This window comes from Nocardia thraciensis (assembly GCF_054782435.1).
In genome coordinates, this window is the sequence record NZ_BAAGSM010000011.1 from 212,528 (window position 1) to 226,661 (window position 14,134).

Here is a 14,134-nt window from a genome sequence, read left to right on the forward strand (position 1 = left end):
ACGCTCGGGGCATGGAGGCGTTACTCGCTCAGGTTCGGGCCGGCACGCTCGATGGCGTGGCGGGGGCACTCGCTCAGGTTCGGGCCGGCACGCTCGAGGGCGTGGCGGGGGCACTCGACCCGGTTCGGGCCAACCCGCTCGCGGCGATGATCGCGGCCTGCGAGGTGGGGTTCTGGGTGCTGCTGGCGCTCGGGCTGGCCGTCCGCTATCTGCTGCGGTGGCGCCGCGTCAGCAACGCGCTGCTGATCAGCACGCCGCTGCTGGATCTGGCGCTGCTGATCGTGACGGTGTTCGACCTCGGTCGGGGCAGTACCGCCACCGCCGCGCACGGGCTCGGCGCCGCCTACCTGGGTTTCAGTATCGCGTTCGGGCACAGCACGATTCGCTGGGTCGACCAGCGGGTCAACCATCGGTTCGCCGGGGGACCGCCGCCGGTGAAACCGCCGCCGTCCGGCGCTCCCGGGCGGGTCCCCTACGAGTGGCGGGAATGGGCGAAATGCCTGCTCGCCTGGGCCATCGCCTGCGGTGTGATGCTGCTGCTGGTGTTCGTGGTCGGCTCGCCCGACCGCACCGAGCAGCTGTGGGCGTGGATGGGCAGGCTGACCACGGTGCTGCTGATCTGGCTGGCGGTCGGCCCGGTGTGGGCGACGTTCAGTTCCGCCCGGAGGTGATGTAGTAGTACATCGGGTCGATCATATCGAGCAGCCGCCGGATTTCTGTGTCGCTGAAGCGGTTTCGGCGGCTGATGGTGATCAGCACGAGATCGTTGATGGCCGCGAGGATGGTCTCGAAGGCGCCGTCCGCCACCTCCGTCTCGTCGGGGTTCCCGTTGTCTCCCGGCGGTTTCGACCGCTCGAGTTCCGCGCGGGCGCGGGCCGCCCGCTCCCGGAGCACCCCGGCGGAGCCGCGGCGGCTGGTGACCTTGGCGGCGTGGTCGTAGAACTGGATGGCGGCCTGGGTCAGCACGGCCGGATCGGGGCGGACGAGCGAACCGACCGCCCGCGGTGGCGTCGGACCGGTTCGCCGCTCTTCGTGCAGCACGAGGGCGCGGGCCTTGGCGGTGAGGTAGCGGGCGACGAGAATGTCACGGACGCTACCGAATTCGGTGGTCCGCAACAGATCGCCGGAGGCCTGCTCGTAGGCCGCGAGGTGGGCGAGGAAGGTCTCGGGCTCGGCGGCCGGGTCGATGCGGTCCAGGCGCCGCGCGAGGTCGTCGAGACGTAGCAGCGCCCGGACATTGCCTTCGTGACGGCGACGCTCGTCATTGGTCGCCGGGAAGCACGCCAGCAGGGCCCGCGTCAGCTCGGGCACCCGGTCGCCGAAGAGATCGGCGAACAGCTCCCGATGGTCGGGGTGGTCGGCATAGGCCAGCCGGATTCGGCACAGTCCGGCGATGATGTCGGCGAGTTCCTCGGCGCGCAAGCCGTCGCGGGGTTCTCGCGTCGGCGCGGAATCGGGTCCGCACAGCGCGGGCAGCGTCGTCGCGACGGTCAGCATCGCCTGCATCTCGCGCTCCGGGTCGGCCTCGACGAGCCCGCGGGCATGGTCGGCGTGGAATCGCGCCAGCTCCCGGTGCAGGTCCCACCCGAGCGCCGCGGCGAACGACATCTCGGTCTCCTTGATCGACCGAATCCGGCTCAGCCCTGTGGGCTCGTAGTCGGCCTCGCGCGACAGCACGGCCTCGGCCGCCGCGGCGGTCTGGGCGCAGCGGATGCCGATCATGCAGTCCAGGCGGGAATCGATAGCGACCAGGCGCAGCCCGCGGCGCGCCCAGTCGCGGGCGCTGCGCACGTGCGTCCGGTCACCGCGCCGGTGGCTGCGCAGTGGGCGCGCAGCGCGTTCGGCGGCCCAGTAGAGCATGTCGGGCCGGTCGTCGCGGGCGGAGGCGGCGTCGAACTGTGCCTCCAACTGCGCGAGGCTGTAGTGCTTGCTGGAGAACCGCGCTTCCCAGCGCGCCGCGTCGTCGGTCTCGCGGCGACTGTGCGGCCGGGCGCCGGCGGCGGCCAGGTCGATGATCTCGTCGGGAACGGGCCGGTTCCCCGCGGTCATCGTCTCGACCACCGCGGCGGCGAGCGCGCCGATCGTCTTGAAATGCTTCCACATCGTGGCCTTCGGGATCGGGCCCTCGGTGCCGTCGCGCCGGACGTATCCGCGCGCCGCCGCGCATACGTCGGCGGTGGTGAGGTGCGCGATCGAACCGTCCGGACCGGGCGCGGCGATTCTCGCGGTCATGACCTGCTCGGCCGCCGCGATGATCATCGCCTGCGTGCGCTCCTCGAGTGCGCGCCCGCTGCGCTGCTGATATGTCGGCTCCCCGCCGCGCTGCATTGCTGTAGACGACACGCTCGCGAGTCTATTGCAGTGCACATCGTTGTGTACGCGTCTATACCTACTAGTGTCGAGTGGAAGCGTAATCGGCAATCCCGCAGCAACGAGGAGGATCGACCCTTTGGAGACGACGACCGCGGCGAAGCTGAACTTGCTGCGCGAGCATCTCGCGTCGGCGCGGGAACCGGCCGGGGCGGCAGGTGTCGCCAAGCGCGCCGTGAAGGGTATTCCCAGTCCCCGCGAGCGCATCGACATGCTGCTCGACCCGGGGAGCTTCCTCGAGATCGGGGCGCTGGTGAAGCAGCCCGGCGCCGCCGACGCACTCTACGGCGACGGCGTGGTCACCGGGCGCGGGACCGTCGAGGGCCGCCCGGTGGTCGTGATCGCGCACGACCAGACGGTGTTCGGCGGTTCGGTGGGGGAGATGTTCGGGCGCAAGGTGGCCCGGGCGATGGATTTCGCCGCCGATGTCGGCTGCCCGTTCATCGCGATCAACGACTCCGGCGGCGCCCGGGTGCAGGACGCGGTGACCTCGCTCGCCTGGTACGCGGCCATGAGCAGGCGGCAGCTGCGGTTGTCCGGCGTGGTTCCGCAGGTCTCGCTGATGCTCGGCAAATGTGCTGCGGGAGCGGTGTATTCACCGATCAACACCGATGTGTTGATCGCGACCGAGTCGGCGCACATGTTCGTGACCGGGCCCGAGATCATCCGCGAGACGACCGGCGAGGAGGTCACCCTCGACGAGCTGGGCGGCGCCTACACCCAGGCTCAGAACGGCAATATTCACCATGTCGCGGCGGACGAGCGCGCCGCGTTCGACTGGGCGCGTACGTATTTGAGCTATCTGCCGTCGAACTGCTTCGAGCAGGCGCCCGTGGTCAATCCCGGCCTCGAACCCGAAATCACCGACGCCGACCGGGAACTCGACTCGATCATCCCCGACTCCGACCGCGCCGGATACGACATGTACGACGTGCTGCTGCGCATCTTCGACGACGGCGGGTTCCACGAGGTCGGCGACGGCGCCGCGCGCAATATGATCACCGGATTCGCGCGGGTGGACGGGCGCAGCGTCGGTGTCGTCGCCAACCAGCCGCTGGTGTCCAGCGGCGCGATCGACGCCCGGGCCTCGGACAAGGCCGCCCATTTCATCCGCCTCTGTGACGGATTCGGGATTCCCCTGATCTTCGTCGTCGACACCCCGGGCGTGCTGCCCGGCGTCGAGGAGGAGCGGATCGGCGTCATCAAGCGCGGCGGCCGGTTCTTCTACGCGGTGGTCGAGGCGACCGTTCCGATCGTCACCGTCGTGGTGCGCAAGGCCTACGGCGGCGGTTACGCGGTGATGGGGTGCAAGCAACTCGGCGGCGACGTCAACCTCGCCTGGCCAACGGCCCGCATCGCGGTGATGGGCGGCGAGGCGGCCGTCAGCCTCACCCAGCGCCGCCAGCTCGCGGCCGTCCCCGACGAGGACCGCCCGGCCCTGCGCCAGCAGATGATCGACTTCTACAACGCCACCGTCGCGACCCCCTGGGTCGCCGCCGAACGCGGCTACATCGACGCGGTCATCCGACCCGCCGACACCCGCCTGGAAATCCGCAAGGCCCTGCACCTGTTGCGCGACAAGACCGCCCGCCACGACCCTCGCAAGCACCATCTCATGCCGCTCTAGCCAACTCGTTGGCCGGGTGGGCGGGGTGGCTGTTACGGTGCGGGGGTGAATTCTCCGGAGTCGTCCAGACGGTAGCCGCTCGGTCTCAAGGGCCGGGCGGCGTTGCGGGTGCGTGGTCTCCGGTTGTCAACGGCCGGGGCGTATTCGTAACGCCGGACGATGTCGATTTCTTGCCGTCGGGGTTGTGCCCGGCGTGCATTTCCGTCCGGGCGCCGCGGGGCGCCCTCGCATCCGGAGATCTTCTATGCCCATTGTGGTGTTCGTGCTGGCTGTCGCGGTTTTCGCGCAGGGCACGTCCGAGTTCATGGTGTCGGGGTTGATGGCGCGGATCGCCGTCGATACCGGGGTTTCCCTCGGTAGCGCGGGTCTGCTGACGTCGCTGTACGCGGCGGGGATGGTGCTGGGGCCGCCCGCCGTGGTGGCGCTGGCGGGGCGATGGCCGCTAAGGCATTCGGCGGCAGGGTTTTTGGCGGTGTTCTGTGCCGCCCATGTCGTCGGGGCGGTCACGGCCGAGTTCGCGGTGCTGCTGGTGACCCGGGTGGTCGCCGCGGTGGCGAATGCGGGGTTCTTGGCCGTCGCGCTGGCGGCGTTGCCGCGGCTCGTCGGTCCGGCCGCGGTCGGACGCGCCACCGCCGTGGTGGTGTCGGGGGTGACCGTGGCCTGCATTGCCGGTGTGCCCGCCGGAACGCTGCTGGGCCAGGCTTGGGGATGGCGGTCGGCGTTCTGGGCGGTGGCGATCGTCAGTGCGGTCGCGCTGGCGCCGGTATGGGGGATGGTCCCGCGCACGGGTGATCGGCCGGCGGCGCGGGAACATTCGCTGCGGAGCGAATGGGCGGTCGTGGCCCGGCGGCCGGTCCGGGTCGCCGTCGCGGCGGGTGTGCTGGTCAATGCGGCGACGTTCGCGGGGTTCACCTATCTCGGCACGATCACCGGCGGTGTCGCCGCGGGGGCCGAGCGCTGGGTTCCCGTGGCGCTGGCATGTTTCGGCGTCGGCTCGTTTCTCGGAGTGACGCTCAGCGGCCGCTACGGCGACCGCCGCGGCGGACGGATCGTGGCCTTCGGAACTGTTGTGCTCGTGGGGGTTTGGCTGCTCGCCGCGCTGACCGCGCACACCCTGGTCGGTGTGGTGGTCATGGCGGCGGTGTCCGGCGCGGTCGCCTTCGGTGTGGGGTCCACCCTCATCGCGACGATCGTTCGGACCGCCGCGCCCACCGCGCCGCGCGTGGCGGGGGCACTGGCCACCACGACCTTCAACATCGGCGCCGTGCTCGGCCCGGCGGTAGCCGGGCTGGTGGTCGACGGCACCGGCCGTCCGGTGACGGCCCTGTGGTCCAGCGCGGCCTTCGCGGCCCTCGCGACCGCGGTCGTCGCCCTCGGCTACCGACAGGTCGCGACCCCGGCCGAGCAAGTGCCGGTCGCCGCGGACTGACGCAGCGCCGGATGCGGGGTCGCCCAGCTTCATGTTGACGGTGATCACTGCCGCGACGCCTATGGCCAGTCCGGCGGCAGTGATTCCCGTAAAGGATTCGCCGAACAGCAGCGCACCCCATACCGCGGTGACCGGCGCCATCAGGAACATGAGCGCATTCACCTGTGTGACACCGAGTTTCGCGACGAGGTACCAGTACAGGCCGTAGCCGCCCAGGGTCGACAGCAGGATCAGCCAGGCCAGTGCCAGCCAGAAATTCCCCGCCGCCGGTGGGGTGGCGGTTCCGGTCAGCAGTGCGGCGCCGGTGAATATCGCTGCGCTGGTGCAGCATTGGATCGTCAGACTGGTCAGCGGCGGGACCTGGCCGGGGGTGCGCCGCTCCACCAAGGTCGCCGCGATCAGGCTCAGCATGCCGGTCAGCGGGATCAGATACGCCCACCAGGGCACGCCCGAGGCGTTCGCCGCGTCGGAGGCGGTGACCAGGGCGACGCCGCAGACGCCCAACCCCAGTCCGGCCCACTGCCGCCCGGTCACCGCCACGCCCAGCAGCGGGCCTACCAGGGCCGCCGCGGCCAGCGGCTGGAGCCCGTCGATCAACGCCGTGGTGCCGGTGTTCACCCCGCGGGCGATCGCCCAGTACACCGTCGTGAGATATCCGGTCTGCGACAGTACGCCGATGACGATGTGCCGCAGCATGATTCGAGGCCTGGGCCGTGGAATGGCGCGAACGCGGTGAAATCGGTACGCCACGGGGGTCAGGACCGCGGCCAGGGGAATGAAACGCCACATGAGCACGGTGGTGATCGGTGCGTCCGCGGCACCCAGCTTCGCCCCGATGAATCCGGAACTCCAGCAGGCCACGAACAGCGCCGACAGCGCCGCGACCCGGACCCGGCCGAGAGTGACTTTACTGATCTGTATACCCATCGACTCCACTATACAGATCTGTATAGTGGAATGCGTGGACGTGGCAGCCCCCATCGATTGGACGCCGAAGGCCCGGCAGATCCTCGGCACCGCGTCGCGGTTGTTCTACGACAGCGGGATCACCGCGGTCGGCGTCGACCGGATAGCCGCCGAATCGGGAGTCACGAAGCGGACGCTCTACGACCGATTCGGCTCGAAGGAGCGCCTGGTCGTCGAGTACCTGCGCGCCCGCGACGCGGACTGGCGCGAACAGCTCCGCGACCGCCGCGTGGCGGTGCCGGACGATCCACAGGCGCAGCTGAAAGCGGTGTTCGACGCCTCCGACGAGTGGATGCGCGCGCACAGCGCCAAGGGCTGCAGCATGATCCGGGCCCACGCCGAACTGCCGCCCGACCACCCCGGCCACGCGGTGGCAGTGCAGCAGAAGCAGTGGATGCGCGAGCTGTTCCGCGCAATCGCCGAACGGGCGGGCGTCCCACACCCGGGCACCGTCGCCGACACCATCTCACTACTGCACGAAGGCGCGCTGGTCTGCTACGGCATGCGGGTCACCGCGTCCCCGATCACGGATGCCCGCGACGTGGCGCTGTCCCTGCTGGTAGGTGTCCCGGATCGGCCTTGAGGGAAACCGTTATCCGTCACAGGGTTCGCGGCGGCCCACCGGGTATGCGCGAGAATGTGGAGGTCTTCCCGGCGCTGGCCGGGCCCGCCCGGCAATTTATCCTGAGCAGCGACCCATTCGGGACTTCGGCATCTTGCCGGGACAGAAGCGAGGAGGTACACGGGGTGGCGCGATCTGTGGGACGGCGCGAATGGCTGGGCAGGACCGGCGCCGTCGTGGCAACGGTCCTGCTGTTGTCGGGGATCGGTGCGACGGCCCATGCGGTGCCGGTCTCCGCGCCGGTACTGCGGGCACCGGCGGGCGGATTCCAGGAGTTGTCCGTGCCGTCGAGCATGGGGCCGATCAAGGTCCAGGTGCAGTGGGCGGCGCGCGGCGGGAGTGCGGCGCTGTACGTGCTCGACGGCCTGCGCGCCCCGGCCGACCACAGCCAGTGGACGACCGATACCGACGCGCTGCGCCAATTCGCGGGCGACAACGTGACATTGGTGTTCCCGGTCGGCGGCCGCTCGAGTTTCTATACGGACTGGTATCGGCCGAGCAGCACCAATCGTCAGGCCACGACCTACCGGTGGGAGACCTTTCTCACCTCGGAACTGCCCGCCTTCCTCGCGCGGTATGGCGTCTCCCGGACCAACAATGCCGTCGTCGGCGCCTCCATGGGCGGCAATGCCGCCCTGACTCTGGCCGCCCACCACCGCGACCAGTTCAAGTTCGCCGGATCCTTCTCCGGATTCGTGCATCCGACCTTCCCGCTGTGGAACGAGGCGATGCGCGCGGCCATGTGGGACGAGGGCAACTTCAACGTCGACGACATGTGGGGTCCCGCGAGCGATCCCGCCTGGCGCCGCAACGACGCCACCGAACAGGCCGAACTGCTGCGCGGGCTGCCGATGTACGTCTCTGCGGGCAACGGCCTCCCGGGCCCGCTCGATCTGCCGAACGGGGTCGGCAACACCGTGAACGCGATGGGCCTGGACGCGCTGACGATGGTGGCCGCGCAGATGTTCCGAGATCGGGTGTCGGCATTGGGCATCGCCGCCCGGGTCGATATCGTCAACGGCACCCACACCTGGCCGTACTGGCAGCAGGCGCTGGCGACGGCGCGCCCGATGATCCTCGATTCGCTCGGCGTCAGCTGACCCGCCTCCCCGCGGAACGCGACGCGGTCCAGCGCCGCCGCGTGGGTTCGGCCCGGGTAGTGTCCCGGGCATGCGGGACTCGGTAACGGTTCAGATGGCGGCGCCACCGGAGAAGGTGTGGGAGCTGGTCAGCGATATCACCCGGATCGGCGAGTTCAGCCCGGAGACATTCGAAGCCGAGTGGCTGGGCACGGCCACCGGGCCCGCGGTCGGGGCGAAGTTCCGCGGGCATGTGCGCCGCAACGAGGTCGGGCCGGTGTACTGGACCGTGTGCAAGGTGGTCGCGTGCGATCCGGGCCGAGAATTCGCGTTCACGGTCCTGGGCCCGGGCGGCAAGGGAATCAACCGATGGGGTTATCGGTTGCGCCCCAACGACGGTGGTACAGAGGTGACTGAATCCTTCGAGCTGTCCGGCTTCCTGCTCCGCGTGTACTGGGCGGCGCTGGGCTGGGCGCGCGGCCGCCGCAACCGCAACGACATGCTCAAAACGCTCCAGCGAATGAAACAGGTCGTGGAAACCCCCTGAGGCACACCGCAATCCGTGGCCGAGATGACGCGACTCGAGTCGGCCCTCGATCATCAGAGGGGGAGTACTTTCGCAGCGCGCCGACGATCAGCGCGATTCCCAGTGCCCAGAGCAGAATTCGCGCTGTCGGCGGAGCTCGTCGCCGCCAGAGGAGCCGCATCGGCCGATCCCCACGGAATCGACCCGGCTGCTCGGCCTCGCCCAGCACCAGCGGTTTCGGTTTGTCCTTGATCGTCTGAACGACCTCGTCGAGTCGATGTAGCGCAGCACCGGCAACACCGGACCGAAAGACTTCCTGCTGCAGCGCCGGATCGCTCCCCTCGGACGGATACAACACGGTGGGCTCGACATAGCGGTCCGCGACGTCGAAGTGGCCGCCGGGCATGGCCATCACCTGGGTCGGTGCGAAAAGGGCGCGGCGCCCGGTGTTTTCGTCCGGGCGCCGCGCGGGGGCCGTCAGCGGGTGGTGTAGCCGCCGTTGGCGAGGATGGTCTGGCCGGTGATCCAGCCGCCGTCGGTGACGAGGAATTCGACCAGTGGGGCGATGTCGTCGATCTGGGTGAGGCGCCCGCCCATGGCCTGGGACTTGTGGAACTCCACGCGTTCCGGGGTTTCCTGGGGGTAGAAGAAGGGGGTGTCCATCGGGCCGGGGGCGACGTTGTTGACCGAAATGCCGCGTGCGGCGAACTCTTTCGCGGCCGCGCGGGTGAAGTGCTCGACCGGGGATTTGGCGCCGGCGTAGGTGGAGTAGCCGTCGGTGAACGCCGCCAGCAGCGAGGTCACGATGGTGACGATCTTGCCGCCGTCGTTGAGCCGCTTGCCCGCCTCCTGCAGGAAGAAGTAAGCCGCCTTGGAATTGATGTCGAACATCGAATCGTATTCGGCCTCGGTGGTTTCTACGATCGGCTTGCGTAGCACCTTGCCGACGGTATTGACCGCGATGTCGACCGAGCCGAACGCGTCGACGGCGGCGTCGAACATGCGCCGCACGTTCGCCGGGACGGTGAGGTCGGCCTGGAACTTGACCGCTGCGCGGCCGGCGGCCTCGATCGCGGCGACGGTCTTGTCGGCGTCGGCTTCGCTGCTCGCGCTGTTGTAGTGCACCAGCACGTTCGCGCCGCGCTCGGCGAGGCCGGTGCTGACGAGTCCGCCCAGGTTCTTCGCGCCCGCGGCCACGATCGCCGATTTACCTGCCAACACTGTGCTCATGAGAGAGTCCTTCTTGTCGGTTCGGGATCTTGCGAACTCGACGCTAGGAACGTCTTGCACAAATGTGAAACAGAACTTATTGGTGTACTCACCACTATTGATTGTTTGCGCAGGGTGTGCTCGCTTTGAACCTGGTTCTATTCCGGCGCGCTTTTGGCCGGAATCTACGGGCACTTGCAGTGGATCCGGCCAAAAGCGCGCCGGGGAATCGGGTCTCCGGGGCGTGCCGGGAAACCGGTCTGCGAGGATGCGCGGGGAATCGGGAGCCTGTGGGGGATGGCAGGTTATCGGCGGGGTGAAGGCGAGATGGTGCGCGGGTTGTCGCCGGTGGTGAGCAGGTCGCGGATGGCCGAGCGGGTGTGCGGTAGCCAGACGCCCTGCACCGGGGCGAGGGGTGGGTCTGTGATGTCGATGACTTGCACGTCGCCGCCGAGTGCCGGGCCGGGCGGCTCGGTGACGAAGGCGACCGCGTCCGGGTAGTCCAGCACCGCGGTGGCCGGCGTCGTGCCCTGAATCCGGTTCACCACCAGGGCCGGTTCGAAACCCGCACGGCGACAGGTACTCAGGATGAAGTCGGTGTAGAACGACGTGCCCGGCGGCGCCCAGACGATGAACCGCTCGTCGCGCAAGTCGTGAATTGCGATGGCGTGGTGTCCGGCGAGGTGGTGGTCGCGGGCGACGGCGAGATGCAGCGGGTGGTAGGCGATCACCGCGGCCGCCAGGGTGGCGGGGACGGTGGTGCCGCGCCGCAGGGCGAGGTCGACCGAGCCGTTCAGCACTGCCGTCTCGAGGTCTTTGGGGAACATCTGCAGGGCGGTGACCGACACGTCCGGCATTCCGTGGCGGACCGGTTCGAGCAGCCGGTGCACCTCCTCGGCCGTGATCGCCGGCGTATGTGCGACGACGAACGGCCGACGTTGCGCGGCGGCGGCGTCGCGGACCTGCCGCGCCAGTACCTGCCCCGCCGACAGCAGCACCGACGCACCGTCGCGCAGCGCCTGCCCGGCCGCCGTCAGCCGCACCTGCCGCCCGGTGCGGTCGAACAGGGTCACCCCGAGCTGGGATTCGAGTTTGGCGACCGATGCGCTGAGCGCCTGCTGGCTCAGGTGCAGCTGCTCGGCGGCCTTGCTGAACCCGGAATGGTCCGCGACACACAGGAATTGCTGCAATCGCCGCGAGTCCAGCGGCTCCTCGGTCGGCGACACCGCGGGATTGAGCATGCGCGGCATGCTACCGGCTCACGGAGCCCGTGCCGGAGTTCGACACCGTCTGCGCACTGAACCCGCTCGACCTGCACTTACAATCCCCCCTTGTAGGTAGCCAGTTATTTACTGTTTCCGAATCAGCGGGGTATGGACATACCGTCGATACCGGCGTGGACGGGGATGTTGCCGCGACATCACCGTTCACGCCATCCCCATCGCTCCGAGGGCGTGTGGCGATCGAGGAGGAGGACATGCGGCTGCAATCGCTGTGACGGACCGGTGACGAGCCGCCGGTCACGACGATGGAGTTGTTCTTCGATCTGGTGTACGTCTTCGCACAGGCACCGACCCGGCGCCGGAATTGGAGACCAGATGAGCCGCACCACCGTCATCATCCTCGTCGGATTCGTTCTGCTCGCCGTGTTCCTGCTCGTCGGCTCCGCCTTCGGCAAGCGCGGAATCCGCCGCGCCACAGAGGATTTCCTGCTCGTCTGGCTGGCACTGGTCAGCGGCAACATGGCCGTCGGCGTGATCGACGAAGAGTACGGCTTCGTCGAGGAAATCCCCTTCTGGCTGCTGAACTTCCTGCCCGCCGCGGCCGTAGCGTCCGTCGTCCGCTACGCGACGCGCCACCGCAGCGCGCATTGATCCGCTAGGAGTTTCGGTTGGTCGGTGCGCGCATATGGTTCGAGATGACGCCGGGTTCCGTTTGATCGAGGGTCGTGGACGGAGCGGAAGCAGGGCGCCGAGGTGGTGATCGCCGCGCTGGAGGAGTCGGCGACGAAGCTGGCTGAGGCCGCGAATCGGTATGAGGCGCAGGAACAGTCGGAGATGTGATCGCGGGTCTGCTCTTGGTGGGTTATGCGCGTAAGACCGTTCGTTTGGCTGGTCTGGTATGCGAGTATGGAGACGGGATCAGGGTGGCGCGGTCGATTCCGGAATTGTCGTTGACGCCTGATCATGGAGCCCATAGCCGGAGCTCCAGGCAACTCACCGGAGGAGAGCCGAATAATGTTGCCGCAGTCCGCTTTTCAGATCCGCCGAGCCGTCGCTGCCGATATCGATGCTGTGTTGCGTGAGGCGGTGACCGAATTGCACGAGCCGCTTCGACATATGGCCCAGTACCATTTTGGCTGGGTCGACTCCGATGGGGCCCCCACAGACCCGCATGAGCGGGTGGCACGCCGCCGTGCCGCGACGTTCACTTTGCTCGCCGCTGGGAGCGACGGTTCTTGCCGGCTCCGTGCACGCAACGTCGCGGTCGCCAACACATTGATGTTCGCCGGCATGTTCATTCACGATGATCTGGTCGACGGCGATCGGGTACGGTACGGAATCCCGACCATCTGGGCGAGTTTCGGCAAGCCCGCAGCTGTTCATCTGGGCACGGCTCTCGTGGCCTTGGCATTCGATCGGCTGGGCGGGGAGGCTGCCGACAACGGGGGTTGGCTACGCCACCAGATGGCCTCGTGCGTGTCGACCATCGGTCAGGGGCAGACGGCCGAGGCGGTCCTCAAGCGTAAACGCTCGGTCGGTTTGACCGAGGTCATGCGCGTCTATGCCGCCAAAGCTGCTGTTCCGGCCAGCTACTTTTTCAGTTCGGGGGCCGCAAGTGTCAACGCGCCCGCCGATCGCGTCGCCGCCGCCACGCGGTTGGGCAGAGCTTTCGGGTTGGCCTACCAGCTCAGAAACGATTACGCCAGCCTGTGGGAAGATCCCTACTCGCAGCTGGAAGATCCCCTGTCGGACCTGCGGCAGCGGAAACCGACCATCATCGCGGTCTATGCCTTGCAACACGCGCCCAGCACGTCTGCCGAATTGGCCGACTTCTACAGTCAGCCCGCTACCAGCGCCACCACCCTCGCCGAACTCGTGCACATCCGCTCCCTTCTCGAACAGTGCGGAGCCAAGACATGGCTGGAAAACCAGGTCAGAAGGCGGACCGACAGTATGCTGCAATGGATTCCCCGCGCTGCCCCCGACCTCACCAGCGAAGCCGAACTCACCATTGTTCTGTCGGATTTGTGCCGCCTGTCCGAACCTTGATCGGCATCGATAGCGTTGTTCTCGAGGTCCGAAACTGGTCAGTGCCCGGCATGCATGAGCAAGCCGGCGTGTCCTGCGCGACCGCGGTCACCGCCCGGCGGTGCGCGTCGGAAGCGAGGACGCGAGCTGGCCCGCCCCGGCAGGGCTGCGGTACGACTCTGACATTCTTCGCCGAGAGCGACCCGGACAACTCGGCGCAGTAGCTTCGTGCGAGGCAAGTGGGTAGATCTCCGCCAGGGCATCTACTTCGCCGTCCGAGATCACCGTGGATGCGGTCGACCAACGAGAAGCACGAACGGCCTTCTGCGCCAACGCTTCCCACAAGTCTCCGGCCTGTCCGTCCACGATCCCGAGGACTTGCGCAAGGTCGAATATCGAATCAATACCCGTATACGGAGCGCTCTCGAGTGTGAATCACCAATGACAGAGGGTCCGGGAAGCACATGATCTGCCCGATGACATCGTCCCGTATTCGTTCCGCAAGCTGATCGCGCTAACACTGGACGACGCCAAACTATCCGCGCGAGTGACGGCCGACGTGCTCCAGCACGCGGACCCTGCGATGACTCAGCGCAAGTACATGCGGCGTGGCAAGGTGCACCACGAGGCGGCCGCTGTGATGAACAGAGCCGTGGTGGACGGGCTTCGACTCGGTGCCGATCAAGATCAAAGCGGATCGGTACGCCTGGCGACTTTCGGCGATTTATCTACAAGTCTGGTACGACTTCAGCCCCTGTCTAGCGAACCATTTTCGCTGGTCAGGGGCCGATTTATGCTCCCCCAACTGGACTCGAACCAGTAACCTGCCGATTAACAGTCGGCTGCTCTGCCAATTGAGCTATAGGGGACTATCTGGTGGGGTGCCTTCTGGGCGACCGAGGGAAAACTTTAGCGTATCCATGGTCGGGCACCCAAATCGGGGGTCTACCAGCCAATATAGTTCCGGGGTGGGAGGGATGGGGTGTGGGCTTCGGAGGGTTGAGGCGTGCAACATCTTGCCGCCGAATGGTGGCTCATTGCGTGCCGTGACAAGG

The 14,134-nt window shown here is 67.8% G+C and carries 12 protein-coding genes, 1 tRNA gene and 1 pseudogene; 9 read left to right on the forward strand and 5 right to left on the reverse strand.

All coding sequences use genetic code 11. The features are described 5' to 3' along the window. Positions 1-11 precede the first annotated feature (11 nt). Positions 12-671, forward strand: coding sequence for a hypothetical protein (locus tag ACYVLQ_RS06095; RefSeq protein WP_460696374.1), 660 nt, complete (start codon positions 12-14; stop codon positions 669-671). On the opposite strand, the gene ACYVLQ_RS06100 is transcribed toward ACYVLQ_RS06095, so the two are convergent. Further along, a complete protein-coding gene (locus ACYVLQ_RS06100; protein ID WP_460696375.1) occupies positions 652-2,343 on the reverse strand; it encodes a hypothetical protein in 1,692 nt (563 codons plus the stop codon). The two genes, ACYVLQ_RS06095 and ACYVLQ_RS06100, sit on opposite strands and share 20 nt — an antisense overlap. A 106-nt stretch (positions 2,344-2,449) precedes the next feature. On the opposite strand from ACYVLQ_RS06100, the gene ACYVLQ_RS06105 reads away from it, so the two are divergent. Beyond that, positions 2,450-3,997: an acyl-CoA carboxylase subunit beta gene (locus ACYVLQ_RS06105; RefSeq protein ID WP_460696376.1), complete on the forward strand. Its 1,548-nt coding sequence runs from the start codon at positions 2,450-2,452 to the stop codon at positions 3,995-3,997. Between the two features lie 244 nt (positions 3,998-4,241). Continuing rightward, a complete protein-coding gene (locus ACYVLQ_RS06110) occupies positions 4,242-5,426 on the forward strand; it encodes a Cmx/CmrA family chloramphenicol efflux MFS transporter (RefSeq protein ID WP_460696377.1) in 1,185 nt (394 codons plus the stop codon). A gap of 93 nt (positions 5,427-5,519) precedes the next feature. Here ACYVLQ_RS06110 and ACYVLQ_RS06115 read toward each other — a convergent pair. Next, positions 5,520-6,407, reverse strand: a pseudogene (locus tag ACYVLQ_RS06115) (DMT family transporter); the annotation flags it as partial. On the opposite strand from ACYVLQ_RS06115, the gene ACYVLQ_RS06120 reads away from it, so the two are divergent. From ACYVLQ_RS06120 to ACYVLQ_RS06130, 3 genes are all read left to right on the forward strand, one after another. Next, on the forward strand, positions 6,388-6,975 hold the full coding sequence (locus tag ACYVLQ_RS06120; RefSeq protein WP_460696378.1) for a TetR/AcrR family transcriptional regulator: 588 nt from the start codon (positions 6,388-6,390) through the stop codon (positions 6,973-6,975). The pseudogene ACYVLQ_RS06115 and the gene ACYVLQ_RS06120 sit on opposite strands and share 20 nt — an antisense overlap. A 164-nt stretch (positions 6,976-7,139) precedes the next feature. Next, positions 7,140-8,114, forward strand: a complete 975-nt coding sequence (locus tag ACYVLQ_RS06125) for an alpha/beta hydrolase (RefSeq protein WP_460696379.1) — start codon at positions 7,140-7,142, stop codon at positions 8,112-8,114. A gap of 70 nt (positions 8,115-8,184) precedes the next feature. Beyond that, positions 8,185-8,640, forward strand: coding sequence for an SRPBCC family protein (locus tag ACYVLQ_RS06130; RefSeq protein ID WP_460696380.1), 456 nt, complete (start codon positions 8,185-8,187; stop codon positions 8,638-8,640). Positions 8,641-9,096: 456 nt separating this feature from the next. On the opposite strand, the gene ACYVLQ_RS06135 is transcribed toward ACYVLQ_RS06130, so the two are convergent. Both ACYVLQ_RS06135 and ACYVLQ_RS06140 read right to left on the reverse strand, forming a co-directional pair. Further along, entirely contained in the window at positions 9,097-9,849 is a 753-nt protein-coding gene (locus tag ACYVLQ_RS06135; protein WP_460696381.1) for an SDR family oxidoreductase, read from the reverse strand. 284 nt (positions 9,850-10,133) lie between these two features. Continuing rightward, complete coding sequence (locus tag ACYVLQ_RS06140) at positions 10,134-11,069, reverse strand: LysR family transcriptional regulator (protein ID WP_460696382.1); 936 nt, start codon at positions 11,067-11,069, stop codon at positions 10,134-10,136. A gap of 29 nt (positions 11,070-11,098) precedes the next feature. Here ACYVLQ_RS06140 and ACYVLQ_RS06145 point away from each other — a divergent pair, with 29 nt between their 5' ends. The 3 genes from ACYVLQ_RS06145 (at position 11,099) to ACYVLQ_RS06155 (ending at position 13,100) form a co-directional block, all read left to right on the forward strand. Then, positions 11,099-11,326, forward strand: coding sequence for a hypothetical protein (locus tag ACYVLQ_RS06145; protein ID WP_460696383.1), 228 nt, complete (start codon positions 11,099-11,101; stop codon positions 11,324-11,326). Positions 11,327-11,426: 100 nt separating this feature from the next. After that, entirely contained in the window at positions 11,427-11,702 is a 276-nt protein-coding gene (locus tag ACYVLQ_RS06150) for a hypothetical protein (RefSeq protein WP_460696384.1), read from the forward strand. Positions 11,703-12,065: 363 nt separating this feature from the next. Beyond that, a complete protein-coding gene (locus ACYVLQ_RS06155) occupies positions 12,066-13,100 on the forward strand; it encodes a polyprenyl synthetase family protein (RefSeq protein ID WP_460696385.1) in 1,035 nt (344 codons plus the stop codon). A gap of 775 nt (positions 13,101-13,875) precedes the next feature. Here the strand turns inward: ACYVLQ_RS06155 and ACYVLQ_RS06160 are convergent. Continuing rightward, positions 13,876-13,948, reverse strand: a tRNA-Asn gene (locus ACYVLQ_RS06160). Positions 13,949-14,134 lie beyond the last annotated feature (186 nt).